The following is an 18,058-nucleotide window of genomic DNA, read 5'->3' on the forward strand; positions in this document are numbered from 1 at the left end:
TGATTACAAAAAGACGCTGCATGTACATGTAGGTAGTGTCTTTTCTTTTATGCGATCCATTCCTGAGGTATTTTTTGGATCGTATATCACTACCTACGAATTTATCGGCATTTCCAGCAGAACTTGTATCGCAGAATCCTCCCGCCTTCTCTTTTCAGATTAGGACTTAGTGACATCCATTTTGACAAAATTCTGAATCCTAATGGCATTTTTGAGGCGTATGACGATTCAATCAGGAATGCCTCCTCCGCTAATTTTAACCGAGGGGACCAGATTTCCGGTTCCCTTGGATCATCAAATCCCATATTAGCTTCAATTCCAATCGCTTTAATTGAAGGAGTATTTTTCATCAATTTTACTGCTAATGTAGTGTAGCCGTTGAAAGCTATTTCTCCACAATGAAAATAGTTTGTACATCTATTAAAAAGCTCTTTTATGTCCTCTCCCCCAATGAACGGCAAAACTCCATCTGCGACTATAATCACAGGGCGATCCGAAGGTATCCCGCTTAGCCAGTTGGCGTCAAGCAGCGAAGCACCTATCATATGATATCCGCTTCTTTCTGTATAAAAGTGTTTACGCAGCTTGATCACCTCGGGAAAATCAACATCGTACCAACTTACCTCATCCGGCGGATGGACTCTTAGCACCCTACTATCTAAGCCGCAGCCCAGGTCCAGAACTACTGCACCGGCATTTCTGGCAATAAACCTCTTTATCCGGTCATCCAGTTCTTTGGTCCTGATGGCTGTATTATATTTCTCCTTTGTTACTTTCAATTTTTTAAAATCGTAATCAAGGTGGTCGACTATTTTTTGAGCTGTTTTATCAAATAGGATCGGATTCTTTGATCTATAGTCCAATGCCCTCGCATACAACGTGATAAACATTGTCTCCTCTACTTTTGTAAGATTGTTTACATTAATACATTTCTCATTCATATGCGTTCCTCCAAGTCAACAGTTTTGAAATGTGAGTCACGATAAAATTCATAAAAAAATAATTGATGCAGACCTTGCGTTCAAGGAAAACTGCATCAATTCTTTAACTGAAGGAACATAATCAGCGGATTGGATGAGAAGGTGAGCGGCCGTCCGGTGGAAGCAACACTGTCGGTAGTTGGGGGGGGGGAATGGAAATTATAGATGCCTTAACTTTGCCGGATTGGCGACATTATAGATCGCTTCGATCTTGTGATCTCGATAAGCAAAAGAATAAACATATTGAATTCCTACATCCAAGCGAATGCGAATTCCAGGGAGCCCATTCACCATAAGGAACGAATACGCAATTTTATCCCCATGCATGCTGATCAAATTTTGATGCAGCTTCAGCACTTTCTCAAACCCGATAACAGGCACTTGCGCCACTCTTACTTTGCCTCCGCCGTCCGAGTAGAACACAACATTTTCACTAACCAGTTCGAGAAGCTTCGTCGTATTTCCCTGCAAAAGCGAGTTCACAAACTCTTTAATCTTCTCCTCCGCAATGGAGACCGATGGTTGTTTGTCCGGGTCGAAATGGATGCTTTTTTTGGCGCGGTGGAAAATTTGCCGGCAATTCGCACTGCTTTTCCCAACGATATCGGAAATCTCTTCAAACGAATAATGAAAAATCTCTCGAAGAAGAAAGACCGCCCGTTCCTTAGCACTCAATTGCTGTAGAAGCAGCAGATAAGCCGTGGAAATCGACTCCGCCCGCAAATACTTATTGGAAGGATCGTCGCCCGAATCTCCTCTTCCAATCAGGGGCTCAGGAAGCCATGGACCGACGTACATTTCCCGTTTTTTCGATGACGAGCGCAGAAGATCGAGACAGCGGCACGTTACGATTCTGTATAAGAATGCCCTTTCGTTTCGAATGGTCTCGACGTCAGACAGTCCGTCATAGCTCAAAAAGGCATCTTGTACAATATCTTCTGCATCCATGACGCTGCCGAGCATTCGATAGGCTAACGAAAACAGCTCCGTTTTATAACGTTTATATAATTCCTCTGTGCTCATAAAAGGGATTCCTCTCCTTCCCCTCAAGGGAGAGCATGTGTTGTATGGCTCTTTTGGCGCTTGCCGTCGCGGCATTAACCAATAGTTCACCGTGGGACACCCATTCCCCTGCTACGTATAATCCTTGTATTTCCGGGACAGCAGGGCCGGGATTCTCGAGACGTTTGACATGCATAAAGTCATGACAAACCGTTATTTTAGGAAGATATTGCTTGACAATCAATTCTTTTCGCCAACCCGGCTGCATCAAATCCAGTAAACCTTCCAGTTCGCGCAAATCTTTATCCGGGTCAGTTTCTATCCCTTGGTACTTAATGAGCGATATGACTTGCGCGCCATCGTCACTTAGATAAGCCGCACGTGATTGATTGGTAAGAAACACGGTCTGATCAATCCCGTAAGCAAATTGTTGGTTAGGCTTGGTAAGTCGTTTTAAGGCCACGTCCAGGCAAGCCGCGGTGACTTCAATCGCCTGTTCCTTCCAGGTATGAAGGGCGGTTTTTTCTGCAAAGGGCACCAGCTCATTTGCGATAGAAGGTGATGTGGCAAGGATAACATAGTGTGTATCGATTTTCGTTCCGTCTTCACAGAGAACCTGCCGCACGATCCCGTCACGGGTATCGATGGACGAGACTTTGGTATTTGTTACTAATCGCACCCCCAGGTCGAATGCTTTTTTTCGCAATTCCTCGATCAATTCGCCCCAGCCACGATCCAGGTACAACGCGCCTTTAAGGGCATTCTGCAGCTGTTTTAACACAGGACCCGCGGCTGGCAAATCCGGCCCTGCCACATAACTGGCTGTACGAAGTAACGAATAAAAGATATTGCGCACCATGGGATCCCGCAAATTCCCTTCGACCCATTGGCGGATACTGATCCGGTCAAATGGACGAGTATCCGCTTTTGAAAGTTTCATTAGACAGGAAGCAAACTCCATCTTTCCTTTCCAAGACAGCAACGGGGTCGTAAACAAGGACTTCATATCCATAGGCAATGGTTTCAACTTCCCTTTCCAGATGCCGTAGGCATCAATCGAAGGTTGGTTTCCTTGCAGGGTCAGTCCCAATTCCCGGAATGTATCGTATGCCTCTCCCTTATACAAGGCATGCACGCCCAAATTGAAGTTAGCCCCTTTTTTCTTATTGGAAATGGCCCGGCCGCCTACTCGATACTGTTTTTCAATGACCATCGTTTGTTTCCCGGCTATGGCTGCGTAAATTGCGGCGGTTAAACCCGCAATCCCTCCACCAACTACGACCACATCAACCTTTTGCATCGCTCATCATCCCTTTCAAATTTTACCTATATGTCGGGCAAGGGATGTGAATTGTGACAGCAAAGCTAAAAAAATGTAAGGGAAATCTCTTCGGTTCACCGGAAATAATATTCAACTATCCTCCCTCTATGGAGAGACCATTTGCTGCCCGCTCCTTAAATGAAAAAATGAAGCAGCTGCCGCGGCAAACTGCTCCTAGATCGTTCAACTAACGTTCCCAGATAGCATTCCTTTCATATCGCCGAAGTGGCCGCCATTCCCCACTCCCACATTCAACGCTCATCCCTTCACTCTTCTATTCGTGATTCCGGTAAGCACCTGGAGTAGTGCCTGTATATTTCTTGAATACCTTCGAGAAATAATGCTTGCTGTCATATCCGACCTGCTGGCCGATCGCGCTGACGGAGAGCTCGGTGCTCGACATCAGCAGCTCTTGAGCCGCTTGAATGCGCAGCATATTCAGGTAATTTACAAACGTATGGCCGGTTTCTTTTTTAAACAAGCTGCTGATATAGTTAGGATGAAGATTCATACGTTCGGCAAGATGATCCAATGACAGGTCTTTTCTGAAGTGAATTTGGATATAGGTGAGAATGCGTTTGGCATGGATTGAATACTCGGTGTCAGATTCGTTCGGCAGCTCTTCCCTTATATGTCCAAGCAGCGATGCGATTTCATTCTTGTCGATCGGCTTTAACAGATAGTCAACTACACCAGTACGAAGCGCTCTGCGCACATATTCAAATTCACCGTAACCTGTCAGGATAATAAAGCGGTCGCACCACCCGCCGAGTTTGGCCTCTTCAATCAGTTCAAAGCCGTTTTTCTCGGGCATGTTCAGATCTGTAATGGTTACATCGGGCATATAATCCTTCATCGTATCAAGCGCTTCATAGGCATTCGCCGCTTTGCGGACCTCGGTCCCGAGGGGCGCTACTTCCTGTATAATTTTAACCAACCCGCTCAGGATCAGCGGCTCATCGTCAACAGCCAGTACTTTCATTTCGACTCCCCATCCTTTCCGTGATGCTGACGAGCGGATGCATTCCCTCATCCTGTATACGAACAAAGTTCGATAGGGACAACGGGGCCCTACCGAACTTCTTCATTTATTTGACAAACAAATTCTTTTTTTTCTGATACACTTTATTTGCCCAATCCACGAGCCGCTGCAGACCCATCTTCTCGGCGTTTTTGATCATGCTTTCATAATTGGCAACGGCTTCTTCTTCCGATTGGGCCAGGTATATTTTTACTTTCTCATTCTTAATCATTTCGTCAATCTTCGTCTTGATCGTCTTTTCCCCGGAATCCGGCTGTGTCTGGATCAGGCCTATTTCCGGTTTATAAACCGTTATTTCTTTTCTTTGCATCAATGCCTGCGTCTTCTGCGTTCCGGGAACATATCCCTGCAGGCCTTCCATAATCCCGTCGTTGTACAAATACCACCACTTGATCCCGTTGTTGTTAATAAAGTCGGCATCGGAAGGTGAATATTTCAAATTCGGGTATCCCTCGTCATTCCATGTCCAATGCTCGCCCTCGACGCCGAACATCGTTAATTTTTTGCCTTCATCGCTTGCCAGGTATTGGAGGAATTTAATCGAGGCCTCGGGATCCTTGTTCTTTTTGGTGATAAACGTACCCGCGAAGCCAAGTCCCGTGCTGACGATTTTCGCATTCTCCGATAAGGCGCTCGGCAGCATTTTGAATTTGTACGGCTTTCCGCCGCTCTCGGCTTTGATGTTATCCATGTCCGCCGCACTGACGGTATGACTGTGGGCAAACGCTTTGCCGCTTAGCGCGTATTGATCGTCGATCTGATCGTTGGTGTAGGCATAGTTTTCGCCCAAAATATAGCCGCTGCGATAGAGGCTGTTCATAAACTTGAAGAACGCCAGCATTTCCGGTTGTCTGATCGCATAATCAATTTTGCCATCGCGTTCGTACCAGCCATCGATCAGCGCCTCTACACCAAACTGCTGGAGAAAATACTGTTCAATCCAGTCTTTGTCCATGATGAGCGGGATCATATCCGGGTACTTTTCCTTCACCATGCCCAATACCTTCACGAAATCTTCGACCGATTGAATAGGCGGATTGCCGAGTTGTTCCAGAAGATCCTCTCTTACCGCTATGCCGGGATTTCCATCGCTGCCAACCGCGTATTTATTCCGGCTCATTTCTTCCCGCGTCGCAAAAGAGTTGCGGACCGTATAGAAATTGCCGTCGTCCATCGTATGAATTGCGATTCTTGTATCATCGATGGTAAAGTCCGGAGCATACTTTTTAATCAGCTCGTTCCAGGGATAAGACAGCTTGGAATCGGACATGCGGTCTATATTGGCGTAAGTGAACACCAGGTCCGGCAGGTCGCCGGAAGAAATCATCAACGGAAGCTGTTTATCGTCCGCAGCTACCGTTACATTGAGCTTTACGCCCGTCTTTTCCGTAATCTTCTCGGCAACAGGCCCTTTCCATTCTTTCACCGGATACCAGGAAGCGTCGATGAACAGCGAGAGTTCCTTGACTTTCCCGTTATCGGTTGAGGCCTGATTCTCAGCCCCAGCTCCTGCGCTCTGGTTGGAGTTGTTATTGCCGCTGACGCAAGCGGACAATATTGCTGTCAGCATGACGACGCTCAGTGACGCAAGCAGTGCTTTCTTGCCTCTTTTTAGTCTCATATAGACCCTCCAGCATTGATTTTTAGATCTTCGTTTCGATTACAAAAGCTTGAGAAACTGTAAGGGGCCCGCTCTTTCATGTCTTAAGTTTAATCTGTGAAGAAGGAGCGGCGTAAGCCAACATCCTTAAGAAAGCGTTGTCAAATTTTAAGAACTCCGCGGGACGCTTTACGTTTTTTCAATCCTTTTGGCTATAACAATGGTAAGATAGGTTCCTTCTCCCCGGACACTGTCCAGAATCAATTTGGAATCACCGCCAAAAAAGGACTTTACCCTTTCGCTGACGTTAAAGAGGCCTACTCCCCCTTCCGTCTCCTCAACCGGCAGAGAGGACTCGGCTCCCTTGGACAGTCTGGACCGGAGGGCCTGCAGTTTGTCTTCCGGGATCCCTGTTCCGCTGTCCGAAATCCGGATGCGGATTTCTTCGGGATCTTCAGATGCTTGAAGCTTGATATGAACGGGCCGCAGCGTCGCGGAAGCTCCGTGGATAATACAGTTCTCGACCAGGGGCTGTAGAATGAAGCGCGGGCACGGGAGCTGCTCCGCATCGACGGCAACATCGATTTCATAGGTGAGCCTGTTCTGCAGCCTCATCGTATGAATATTGAGATAGAAGATCACCGTTTCGATTTCACGGGCCAGGACGGTTTGATCCTCCTTGGAGGACAAGCTGTACCGCATCAGCTTCCCGAACCAGTACGATATGTCCGCTACTTCCTTGTCATTGTTGGATTCCGCAAGCATGCGGATCGTCTCCAGCGTATTGTAGAGAAAATGCGGTTTAATCTGTGCCTGAAGCACTTTATAAGCCGCCTCTTTATTTCTCAGCTCGGCACGGTGGACATTGTTAATCAATTCGTCCATGCGCTGAATCATTGAATTATATGTACCGGTTAAAAAACTGATCTCATCCTGGCGGCTGGACTTGTCTTCTCTGCTGACGAACTGTTTCATGTTGCTGTCGTTTACGTTGCGCATGTGTCTGGCAAGACGCAGAATCCGTTTCGTAATGGTAGAAGCCAGCGCGTAATAGGCGAGGGACATGGCGAGCAGAAGAATAAGGATCATAGAAATCATGATGATCCCCTTGCGCTTGACCGGATGAAACACCTCATCCACTTTGCCGATGACGACGATCCGGGCGCCAAGCTCTGCGACCTCCAGCTGATTGACGATCGACTTCCGGTTAATGAAGTAAGATATCCCGCCGTCTGTGTTAAGCTGCTCCCATGTCATATCGTCAATGTCCGGATGGGTATCCCTTACTGTCGCCGGCACTCCCTGTTCGGGAAGCATCAGGGCAGCCCAGTAGTTCCCGTTCCCTGTCGCCTCATAGAATCTGCTGATCAGTTCGCTGTTTATACGGAGTTCCAGAAGCCCTATAACCTCGGTAAAATCCGTATTGTACAGATTCTGATAGAATACGAGCGGCGGAGGGGCCGCACCGTAACCGGACAAGATCCATACTCCATGACCGGGCTTCAGCCCGTTCACAATCTTGGCTCGCTCTGGCGGGAGCGCCGAAATGTCCAGGAACCGGTCGGTAATCGGCAGCGCCTGCTGCTTGGTTTTGTAGATTCTGAATGCCTCAATTTCAGGATTCGTAAACAGCGATTGGGAGATGATGGGACTAATATAACGGTTGTAGGCATAAATACTCTCCGAATCGGAGGTATACATTCCTTCCAGGTAATCCGTTACATAGGGGTTATACTGTAAAAAACGTTGGATCGAACCGATACGGACGAGATCCGCCTTCATGTTTGAATAGGCCTGTTCCAAAATTTTTTGGCGGCTTTCCACCAACTGCTGGGTAAGATTGCCGTAAATCTGTACGTAATAGTAGTAGCCGAATGTAACGACCGGGATAAAAATCAATATAACGTAACCTAGTATTATTTTTCGTACGATGCTCATGGGTGTGAGGGGCCCCCTGTGCGGTTAGTTCTCTCTAAAATACCATAAGCATTCCAGGTTTAGTAGTTATTCGGGTTCCATGACCGGCGGTCCTCAGCCTTTCACAGATCCGAGCATGATGCCATGCACGAAATATTTTTGCAGGAAAGGATAAACGCAAATGATCGGCACGATGGAAACAACCATCGAGGTCACCTGCAGCGAGAAGCTGGTGACACCCGAGGCTCCGCGATTGGCGACAGCCAGGGCATCCATCGGGGCATTGCTCTGGTTGATCACTTCCATCATTCGGAAGGTAAGGGTACGGAGATGATCCGACTGCACGAAATAGGCCGAATCCAGCCAGGAGTTCCATTGTCCCACACCCATAAACAGCGCCATCGTGGCCAGCAGCGGAGTCGAAACCGGCAGGATGATCTTGAAAAATATAACGAGCTCCCCTGCGCCGTCCATGTGGGCTGACTCCTTCAGTTCGCCCGGAACTTCGCGGAAGAATGAAATGGCGATCAGCAGGAAGAACGTATTGAGCATGGACGGAATAATGTAAACGGCAAATGAATTCAGCAGACCGATCGAACGCAGCACTACATAATAGGGAATCAGGCCTCCTGAGAAGTACATGGCAATAATGATAATCGTAAAATACGTTTTGCTGAACAGCAGATCCCGGTGCGATAGCGCGTAGGCGACCAGGCTTGTCAGCAGGAGGCTCAGCAGTGTTCCCGATAACGTCCGGGCGACTGTCACCAGGAAGGCGCTAACCCATTTCGAGTCCCCGAGAAAGATCTTGTAATTCTCAAGCGTGATACTCCGCGGCCAGAGATAGACGCCTTCGAGAAGCGTGTCGGTCCCTTTATTGAAAGAGGCGATCAGTACATAGTAGAACGGGTATAACATGGTGAGGATGATGAAGGATAAGACGACATAAATAAAGCTGTCAAACATGAAATCTTTTTGTTTCTGTGTCTTTAGCACGCCTGCCCCTCCCTTCTAGAATAAGCTTGATCCCGATACCCGCTTGGCGATGTAATTGCTTGTAAAGATCAGCATGACCGAGATCACGGATTGGATTAAATCAATCGCCGCTGCATAGGAGAACCGGCCGTCGCTCAAACCGACCTTAAATGCATAGGTCTGTACGATTTCCGAAGTCGGATTGTTAATGCTGTTCCCGAACAGATACGCCTGCTCGAAATTGGAACCGACCAGTCCGCCGCCAAGAATACTGCCAATGGTCAGAACGAGCACTACAACTATCGTCCCTTTCATACCGGGGAAGGTGATATGACGGATCCTAGCCAATCTGCCGGCACCGTCCATTTCTGCGGCCTCATAAAGCGAAGGATTAATCCCGGTTATAGCCGCCAAAAAGATGATGGTCCACCATCCCATCTCCTTCCAGATGGCGCTGGCGACGGCAAACCCCCAGAAGTAATTGGGGCTCGTCAAGATATCCAGCGGCTTGTCGATGAGGCCCATTTCCATCAGGAGTCTGTTCACCATTCCCACATCGGATGACAGGAAAGCGTAAGAAACGCCGACAACTACAACCCATGAGATAAAGTGAGGCAGGTAGCTGATTGTCTGAACGAACCGCTTGAACGCCATGTTCTTCACTTCATTCAGCATAATTGCAAGAAGAATGGGGGCCGGAAAAGCAAAGATCACTTTTAAAAAGCTAAGGATCAGCGTGTTGCGGACAATAGTACCAAATTGATAATCATGGATAAATTCATCGAAATATTTGAGCCCGACCCACTCGCTTGTAAAAATCCCCTCAATCCCGTCCGAGATTCTGTAATCTTTAAACGCCATGAGAATGCCGAACATCGGCGTGTAGGAGAAGATCAGCAGAAAAATCATCCCGAGTCCGACGAACAGATGCAGCACCTTTTGCTTCTTAAACCGCTTCCATAATGAAACACTTCCCCTACCCTTGGCAGCGGCCTGATTTGGAAAATGGGTATTGAATTCCATCAGCGCTCCTCCTTTTGATTCTAGTCTATCCCGGAGGAGGCAGCCGAGGTAAGCCAACATTCTTAAGAAAGCGTTATCAAATTTGAAGAAGCGGGATGCTTCCCCTGCGGCAGTACGAACAAGCCGGGTGCATCAGGAGCAAATCCCTGAATCCCCCGGCTTCTATAAAATGAATCAGCTTGATTTCTCAAGAAATGCTCTCATATCAGTCTTCACTTCGCCCTGAGCTCCACTTTATACTGCTTGGTTACACTGCTCCACCATACAACACCAGTGTCGCATTAACCCTTACCGTGGAGCTCACCGTCAGCTAACACTAATCTCCTAGTATTGGTTAAAATCCTTTTGGATCTTTTGTATATCTTGGGTTTGGCTGAGTGCCAACATCAGCAAGATGCGCGCTTTTTGAGGGCTCAGATTGTCGGAAACGACAAATTGATTGTCGTCATCGATTGTTTCTCTGGTAACTATACCTTCAGGTACACGGGTACCGCGAACAACGACAACACCTTTCTTTATAGCATCCTGTAGACCTGGAAGTGTCTTTACATGAACGGAGCCGTTGCCTGTACCGGCATGGATAATCCCTTTCGCTCCGGCCGAAACCGCCGCGTCAACCATTACCCGGTCATCATTGGCATGTGAATAGACGATATCGACACGCTTCAAATGATCTTCAGTCATACTGCGAATATCAAATTCGGACTGGTTTGTATGTTTTCTAACCGGCAAGTTGTAAAAGTAAGGTTTGCCTCCTTGCATATACCCAAGGTAGCCTAATTCTGGATTTTTGAAGGTATCAACCCCGGTAGTACTGGTTTTAAAAGTATCCCGCGCGTTTCCAATTTTATCGTTAAAGGAGATCAGTACCCCTTTACCCTGGGCTTCTTTAGAACCGGCTAGCGCTACAGCATTGTATAGGTTGAACGGGCCGTCAGCAGACAATGCCGTTGAGGGACGCATGGAGCCGACGAACACGATCGGTTTATCGGAATGAACAGTCAAATCGAGGAAGTAAGCAGTCTCTTCCAATGTATCCGTACCATGAGTGATGACTACGCCGTCATACTTTGGATCATCCAATGTCTTTTGAACTTCCTTCGCCAGCTTAACCATGACGGCATCGGTATTGGATGTCCCTGAATCCATTTTCGCCACTTGAGTCGTTGTCAGGTTAGCAATATCTTGTAGTGATGGCACCGCTTCAATAAGTTGATCCGGAGTCAGAACCCCCACCTGATAACCGGTAGTTTGAGCAGCACCAGAGCCGGCCGCGGCGATCGTGCCGCCCATTGCTAATATATGAATGTTGGGTACATTGGGTTTGACAGCATTGCTCATATTTGCGTTGGAAGCGGATTCAATTGGGGTCGTGTTTTTTGTTTGTACATTCGGCTGATTTTTTGCCGCACATCCTGTGGATATAAGAGATAATGTTAGTACAGTGACAGCCGCGATTTTCTTTCCTGTTAATCTTTTCATTTGAAAATTCCTCCTTAAATAGTTTAACTTTACAATAAACCGCTTTCATTTTTCAGTATAAGTCTTAGCTATAAAAATCTATACGAATCTACAAAACGATATAAGTTGAATTTACAATTTTTCTTGGTAATGCAAAAAGAGACGACCCGAAGCGAGTTCCACATGATTTGACCCATTCCTATAACCAGCTCCGACACCGCAAGCTTCTGTAACGCCCGCAATCTCAACAATCTCTTCATCAATGTATATGAGATCGCCATAGAACATCACTTACAGAGAACCGAAATCTCTGGCGGTCAGAACATTTGATTGCTCATGGCGGCAAAATGAATATATTCTAGTTATAAGAGGCTGCTGAGTAAGATTGGAGTGCCCCTTTTTACTTACATAGAACAAAAATACCGCACTAAGGCGGCATTCATTGTACGTAAGGTTCTGTCCTCTGACAGTTGAACGTATTTCTTGTCCAAAGTTATTTCAAGGCATTGTTTAATGGCTTTTGAAGTGCATCCACAATGGCTGCGATGATACTTGTTGCTAGAACCCCAATTAGACCTAGAGATATTGGACCTGCTGCATCATCACCTGTGAATTGAGCATGCACCCTCAAATAAGCTATTGCTAACAAAATGAAGAAAATGACAGTAAAAGCGCATTTTTTTATTACCCTCAAAGATTGAAGAGATAACTCAGAGAAAGCATTGTTCTTCTCGATATAGGTTAAAAGTTTAAATCCTTGATAAAACGCTACAAAAAACGCAATACATATTCCATAGGCACATACCAAAAGTGGATATAGCGAATAATCACCTGGACGCTCTATCGCGTCTCTTCTGGCTGCTTCAGGCAACAAAAATATACACACGGCAAGCACTGCAATTCCAATCAGAAAAATGATTACCTTTAAGAAAGTGGTTGAACCTCGTTTTACATTCATTTAAAACACCTCACTTATTTAATAACAACATGATTTTATCATGTGATTTATCGTTTTACAATAAATTAATATTGTAGTTTATTATATTGCTATTGTTATTTAAAAATCATTTTTTAGCGGTCGCCTCCCGTTAGCTTAATCCTTCCCCCTGTTTTTACAACAGGTGTAGCTGGATCAACCGGTGTAAATTCATGCCATCGGGAATGGGACCCAATTCTTGACATTGCCCAATGACAAGAACTTGGTCCCATAAAGCAAAAAGCCGCGTTCATCGCGGCTTTGAATGAGACTTTCCATTTTCAAGAATATTCGGTTACATTGGAACACGCTAAAGCCTTTGCATATGTGTATTAGTAAATGAAGAATTTTGATATTTCAATCCAGCGCCTATTGCTCTATCCATACAGATATGAGCGATCCAGATGATCGATCCTAAAAGCAGATAATCGTTTGAAAAATATAAGTAACCTAAAGCTAAAAGCAGTGGAAGAATAAATGTATGTCCGAAATTATAAACAATCGCACCTATTTTCTTATTCATTGCGTAACCAAGCATGGTAATATCAGGAACGAATAAAAGAACAACAAAATACCAAATGGGAAAGTGTAGCTGCATGTAAGTGAAAATGGAAAATGCAAAGGCAATTGCATATTCAACATGAACGATTCGTTTATTCGTCATCATATCTCTCCTTAAAAGTCCTTTTGAAATAAACTAAGCAATAATTTTTCAATATCTTCTTTATTCTCTAAATAGGTCACTTCATTTGCAAGTTCTTTAATGGTTTGCACTACTTTCAATGCCTGCTGGTAAAACTGGATTCTTTCCACAAGTTTCATTACTTTTTGATTCAATAGCAACACTGTTGTGTCCTTACATTCTGTTGATATTGAGTTGTCCCGCAGTATAAGTAATTGTTGAATCTCCTTTATTGTAAAACCTAATTGTTTTAATACGATGATGAGCCGTATCTGTTTCTCACATTCTTCATCAAATTCCCTATAACCGTTTTCTCGTCTTATTGGATTCAACAAGTTCTCTTTCTCATAATAACGAATTGTATCCGTTTGAATTTGATATTTGTTCGCAAAATCCTTGATTCTCATTGTAGCCCTCCCTTCCAGTAAAATCATAACATTGGAGTAAAGTCCAGAGTCAACTACTTCATATCGATGCTCCATTGAGTAACATCGTGTTGCTGTTCACCCCTCATTCACCTATCTGACCGATAGGCCGGCTTCATCTCGGCGTTCCGGATGACGGCGATCTCTTCTCCGACAAAGGTCTGTTCGGCGGCCACCGTCACCGTTCCTTCCTCCTTATTTTGCCGCGCATCAGCATCCGTGCATTCTGCGGTATTCGGTCGGAGATACGCCGTTGCGCTTCTTGAACGCCTTGCTGAACTGATAGACGTCAGAGTAACCGCAGGCTCTGGCTATATCCGTGACGGAATCGCCCGCGAACCGCAGCCGGCGGACGGCATGCTCATTGCGAAGCTGATCCAGGTACTCCTTGGGGCTGCACCCGTACCGGGCTGCGAAGGTTCTGCGCAAATAGACGGCAGAGAAACCGGTCTGCTCCGCCAATTCGGTGATGCGAAACTCCGCCACGAATCCCGTGTCCAGCTTCTCTTTGAACGCGCGAAGCGCCACAGCGATTCCTTCCTCATCGGCTTGCCTCCCTCCTGCTTCTGCCGCCTCGTGCACCTCTTGCATCAGGCGATACCAAACCGATTTCACTCGTGCTTCCCGCACGTGATCCCCAGGTACCCACTCGCTCTCCGCTTCCCGAAAAAGCCCTCCAATCTTTCCCATTCGCTCACTCTGCAAAGACAAAAGAAAGGGCAGCCGAAGCCGTTCAAGGGGCTCCGGGGCATCCCATCCCTTCTCACTCATCTGCAGCGAAGCGCAATCGAAGAGCACCATCGTCATCCGAAGGGGGTGCTCTTCGGATGACTTCATGTAGAGAGGCAGTCCGGGCCAAAGGTATACCAAGGTGCCTCCCTCTACTTCCTGGTCCTCCCCCTCGCAGCGGAAAATTCCCTTACCGCTGTAGATGTAGTAGAAGGTATGCCCCGATACGGTCTGCCGAATGTCCTCCCAGCCTGGCAGCGCGGGCTTGGCGAGCACCCAATGTATATGCACCACCATATTTCCCACAGCATATTCCATCGTTCTTCCTCCTACCTATCTTTTGTATCATTTATGATAAATGATCAGGATTGTTTTTGCCATTGTTCCACCCATGCGACTGATGCTACACTCCCTACATAAAGGGCATGGATGATGGATGACCCACAGTAAAAGGATGGGAGATGATGATTGTGATCCGAACGTTTCAGCAGCATCGACTTCGGAAGTGTCAACTGCTTGATGGATTATGGGATTTCGTTTTTGATAAGGACAATATCGGTTTGTCTGAAGGGTGGAACATCAACTTCCCTTCCAGCCACGACCAGGTGCCGGTGCCGGCCTGCTGGAATAACGAGCTCGGCAAGTTCGACTACGAAGGGGTGGCATGGTACCGCACTTGGGTAACGCTCGAGGAAAGCAGTCATCTGCGTCTGCTGTTCCACGCCGTGCTGGGACATGCCGATGTGTACTGGGACGGAACCCATCTGGGATATCATTACGGCGGATATACTCCATTTGACTTTACAATCCCTGACGTTACTTCCGGGGTTCATGAACTCGTCGTCCGCACGGACTGCACGCTGGAGAGCAATACAATCCCCTATCACATTGTGGACTGGTTTCATTACGGCGGAATCATCCGTCCCGTGGAAGTTCAGCTCTTGCCTGATGTCTCGATCGAGGGGATGCGGTTCACCTATGACATGACAGGAGATTCCAGTGCAGACATCCGGGTCAGACTCCAGCTTCGCTCCATGTCGGATGCGCCTGTTGAAGTGCCCGTATCCCTCTATCGGAATGGGGAGGCATTCCACACCCAGAACGTATACCTTCCCCCCAAGGAAAGCATGGAACTGAACGTAGAGCAAGCCTGGTCGGGGCTTCAGCGATGGGAACCCGAGGATCCCGCTCTCTACATGATCAGAGCAACAGCCGGCCAAGATGACCGGGCAGACCGCATCGGGTTCCGTACCGTAGAGACCCGGAACAAGAAGATTCTGCTGAACGGCAAGGAGCTCTATCTTCAGGGAGTGAACCGCCATGAGGAACACCCGGAATGGGGCTTCGCTTTTCCTAACAAATTGATGACGAAGGATCTTGACATTATCCTGCAGATGGGATGCAATACCGTACGCGGGTCTCATTATCCCCAGAGCGAATACTGGCTCGATCTGCTGGATGAGCGGGGCGTGCTCTTCTGGAGCGAGATTCCGATCTGGGGCGCCGCATTCCCGGCGGAGGTCACGGACGATCCTCTCTTCGTACAACGTGCGTTAACGATGATGGATGAGATGATCGAACGGGATCTTCACCACCCCTCCATCCTGTTCTGGTCTGTCCATAATGAGATTGATACGCGCTCCCAACAGGCCTATGACTTGTCCGTTCAGATGACAGAACTCGTTCGGAGCAAGGACCCGTCCAGGCTTGTGGCTTATGCCACCATGCACCCCATGACAGACATCTGCCTCGGACTATTCGACGTGATCGGCATTAACTATTATGGCGGATGGTATTTCGGACATGCCACGTTCGAGGAGATGCTTGTAACCTTCCATGAGCGCTGCAAGGAATATGGGGCTGAGAACACCCCGGTGCTGATGACCGAATTTGGCGGAGCAGGCGTGTTCGGCGACTCCGGCTGGGAGCCCCGTCTATTCAGCGAGGACTACCAAGCCGATCTGCTCAGGGACTCCCTGAAGCTCTTCCGGGCCGACCCGAAGATCAGCGGCACTTACGTTTGGCAGTTTGCAGATACCCGGGCCGACCTGCAGAGCCGCCGCCCCCACTTCAGGGACCGCGCACGCTCCTTTAACAACAAGGGGCTGGTCAATGAATATCGCAAACCCAAGCTCGCCTATCGCGTGGTCAAGGGCATATACAAAGACCAGAACGATCCCTACGTCTGGGGCTCCACGCTGCAATGATCGCATAAGGGCTATCCCAAGGGGGATGGCCCCTCCGGATTAGAGATTCGTATTCCAAATGGATTACATATCATGATCTAGATTGGGGAGGTCCATGTATTCATGTCCATGCACACAAGAAAGAGGAGCAGGGCTGCAGCTGGTTTTACCATTTTGGCACTGTTCGCGACTACTTTGACCGCGTGCAGCGAAGGGAAATCCACAGGAGCCGCATCAGAGAAACAAGATTCAGCGCAGCAGACTCAAGCCTTAACGAAATTAACGTATTGGGTGGAGTTGTTTCCGGATGCTGCCGCCATAATGAAGAGTTATGGAGAGGTTACTGCTTGGAAGGAAATCGAGGCTAAAACCGGCGTCCATATGGAATTCCAGCACCCGGCACAAGGCCAGCTCGGAGAACAATTCAACTTGCTGGTAGCATCGAATAAGCTGCCTGATGTTGTGGATTATGCATGGAACAGCTACCCTGGCGGTGCCCAGAAAGCGATCAGGGATAAGAAACTGATCCCGCTTAACGACTATTTGGATCATGCACCCAACCTCAAAGCGCTGTTCGACGCTAACCCGGAATGGAGAAAAATGGCCTCCACGGACGATGGCCAACTCATTGGCTTCCCGTTCATTCGCGAGGATGTCACACAGCAAGTATTCCTGGGACCGGCCATCCGCAAGGACTGGCTGGATAAATTAAAATTACCCTCGCCGACAACCATCGACGAATGGCATACGGTTTTGAAAGCGTTTAAAGAACAGGATCCCAACGGCAATGGCAAGGCGGACGAAATTCCGATCCTGATTCCAGCAGGAGAACTGGCTTTCGCCGGCGCCTTCGGCACGCCTAACGATTTCTTCCAGGAGAATCATACCGTCAAATACGGCCCCATTGAACCAGGCTTCAAGGAATACCTGGCCACCATGAACAAGTGGTATAAGGAAGGACTGCTCGACAAGGACTTCTCGTCAACGGACAGCAAAATAAAAGATGCCAAAATAACGGGCAATCAGGTCGGTTCGACGGTTTTGTTTCTCAATGGCGGAATCGGAAAATACATGGACTTAAAGGCGAAAAGCCAGCCGGAATTCAAGATTGCCGGAACCGCCTACCCGACATTGAATCCTGGCGAAAAACCGGAATTCGGGTATATGGACAATCCGGTTACCGGCATCTTTGCAGCGATATCCGGAAGTAATAAGAACGTTATGGAAACCGTAAAATTCCTGGATTACTTGTACAGTGAAGAAGGAAAACGCATCATGAATTTCGGAAAAGAGGGAGAAACGTACACTTTTATTGACGGCCAGCCCAAGTATACGGACGCTATACTGAAAAATCCAGACGGACTGCCGATTTCCCAAGCTTTTAGAAAGCATATTATGGGCGCTACGTCGGGTCCTTTTGTTCAGGATGTACGCCACACGCAGCAGTACACGACCAAGCCGGAACAAAAAGAAGCCATGAAGCTGTGGTCCGCCCCTACGCACAAAAAAAGAATGCCTCCGGTTAGTATCGCTGTAGAAGACAGCAGCCGATACGCCTCGATCATGACCGACGTTAATACGTTTAAGGATGAGATGGTTCTGAAATTCATTATGGGTTCGGCGTCGCTGGACCAATTCGATGCCTATGTAAAAGCGTTAAAAGGCTTAGGTATCGAAGAAGCGATCCAAATTCAGCAAGCAGCATTAGAACGCTATAATCATAGATAAGCATGGCCAAT

General features: G+C 47.5%; 15 protein-coding genes. 2 read left to right on the forward strand and 13 right to left on the reverse strand.

From position 1 onward, the window contains the following. Positions 1-101 precede the first annotated feature (101 nt). The 13 genes from O9H32_RS26405 to O9H32_RS26465 form a co-directional block, all read right to left on the reverse strand. Complete coding sequence (locus tag O9H32_RS26405) at positions 102-941, reverse strand: class I SAM-dependent methyltransferase (protein WP_269869121.1); 840 nt, start codon at positions 939-941, stop codon at positions 102-104. A 198-nt stretch (positions 942-1,139) separates the two neighbouring features. Further along, positions 1,140-2,003, reverse strand: coding sequence for an RNA polymerase sigma factor SigJ (sigJ, locus tag O9H32_RS26410; RefSeq protein ID WP_269869122.1), 864 nt, complete (start codon positions 2,001-2,003; stop codon positions 1,140-1,142). After that, positions 1,981-3,282 (reverse strand): NAD(P)/FAD-dependent oxidoreductase, encoded by a 1,302-nt coding sequence (locus O9H32_RS26415; protein WP_269869123.1) that lies wholly within the window; start codon positions 3,280-3,282, stop codon positions 1,981-1,983. The genes sigJ and O9H32_RS26415 overlap by 23 nt, the downstream gene beginning before the upstream one ends. A 295-nt stretch (positions 3,283-3,577) precedes the next feature. Further along, positions 3,578-4,285 (reverse strand): response regulator transcription factor, encoded by a 708-nt coding sequence (locus O9H32_RS26420; RefSeq protein ID WP_269869124.1) that lies wholly within the window; start codon positions 4,283-4,285, stop codon positions 3,578-3,580. A gap of 106 nt (positions 4,286-4,391) precedes the next feature. Then, complete coding sequence (locus tag O9H32_RS26425) at positions 4,392-5,966, reverse strand: extracellular solute-binding protein (RefSeq protein WP_269869125.1); 1,575 nt, start codon at positions 5,964-5,966, stop codon at positions 4,392-4,394. A gap of 168 nt (positions 5,967-6,134) precedes the next feature. Next, the gene (locus O9H32_RS26430; RefSeq protein ID WP_269869126.1) at positions 6,135-7,883 is read right to left on the reverse strand and encodes a sensor histidine kinase; all 1,749 of its coding nucleotides are present in this window, start codon (positions 7,881-7,883) and stop codon (positions 6,135-6,137) included. Between the two features lie 93 nt (positions 7,884-7,976). Beyond that, positions 7,977-8,858, reverse strand: coding sequence for a carbohydrate ABC transporter permease (locus O9H32_RS26435; protein WP_269869127.1), 882 nt, complete (start codon positions 8,856-8,858; stop codon positions 7,977-7,979). A 15-nt stretch (positions 8,859-8,873) separates the two neighbouring features. Then, a complete protein-coding gene (locus O9H32_RS26440) occupies positions 8,874-9,860 on the reverse strand; it encodes an ABC transporter permease (RefSeq protein WP_269869128.1) in 987 nt (328 codons plus the stop codon). 324 nt (positions 9,861-10,184) lie between these two features. Next, entirely contained in the window at positions 10,185-11,342 is a 1,158-nt protein-coding gene (locus O9H32_RS26445; protein WP_269869129.1) for an asparaginase, read from the reverse strand. 472 nt (positions 11,343-11,814) lie between these two features. After that, entirely contained in the window at positions 11,815-12,279 is a 465-nt protein-coding gene (locus O9H32_RS26450; RefSeq protein WP_269869130.1) for a DUF2975 domain-containing protein, read from the reverse strand. Between the two features lie 328 nt (positions 12,280-12,607). After that, positions 12,608-12,961 carry a DUF4260 domain-containing protein gene (locus tag O9H32_RS26455; RefSeq protein WP_269869131.1) on the reverse strand — a complete coding sequence of 118 codons (354 nt, stop codon included), beginning with the start codon at positions 12,959-12,961 and terminating at the stop codon, positions 12,608-12,610. Positions 12,962-12,972: 11 nt separating this feature from the next. Next, positions 12,973-13,386 (reverse strand): MerR family transcriptional regulator, encoded by a 414-nt coding sequence (locus O9H32_RS26460; protein WP_269869132.1) that lies wholly within the window; start codon positions 13,384-13,386, stop codon positions 12,973-12,975. Positions 13,387-13,614: 228 nt separating this feature from the next. Continuing rightward, on the reverse strand, positions 13,615-14,451 hold the full coding sequence (locus O9H32_RS26465; protein WP_269869133.1) for a helix-turn-helix domain-containing protein: 837 nt from the start codon (positions 14,449-14,451) through the stop codon (positions 13,615-13,617). A 146-nt stretch (positions 14,452-14,597) separates the two neighbouring features. On the opposite strand from O9H32_RS26465, the gene O9H32_RS26470 reads away from it, so the two are divergent. Next, positions 14,598-16,340 carry a glycoside hydrolase family 2 protein gene (locus O9H32_RS26470; RefSeq protein WP_269869134.1) on the forward strand — a complete coding sequence of 581 codons (1,743 nt, stop codon included), beginning with the start codon at positions 14,598-14,600 and terminating at the stop codon, positions 16,338-16,340. Positions 16,341-16,442: 102 nt separating this feature from the next. Next, a complete protein-coding gene (locus O9H32_RS26475; protein WP_269869135.1) occupies positions 16,443-18,047 on the forward strand; it encodes an extracellular solute-binding protein in 1,605 nt (534 codons plus the stop codon). Positions 18,048-18,058: the final 11 nt, after the last annotated feature.

The sequence above is a fragment of the Paenibacillus caseinilyticus genome, assembly GCF_027533645.1.
GTDB classification, from domain to species: Bacteria; Bacillota; Bacilli; order Paenibacillales; family NBRC-103111; genus Paenibacillus_G; species Paenibacillus_G caseinilyticus.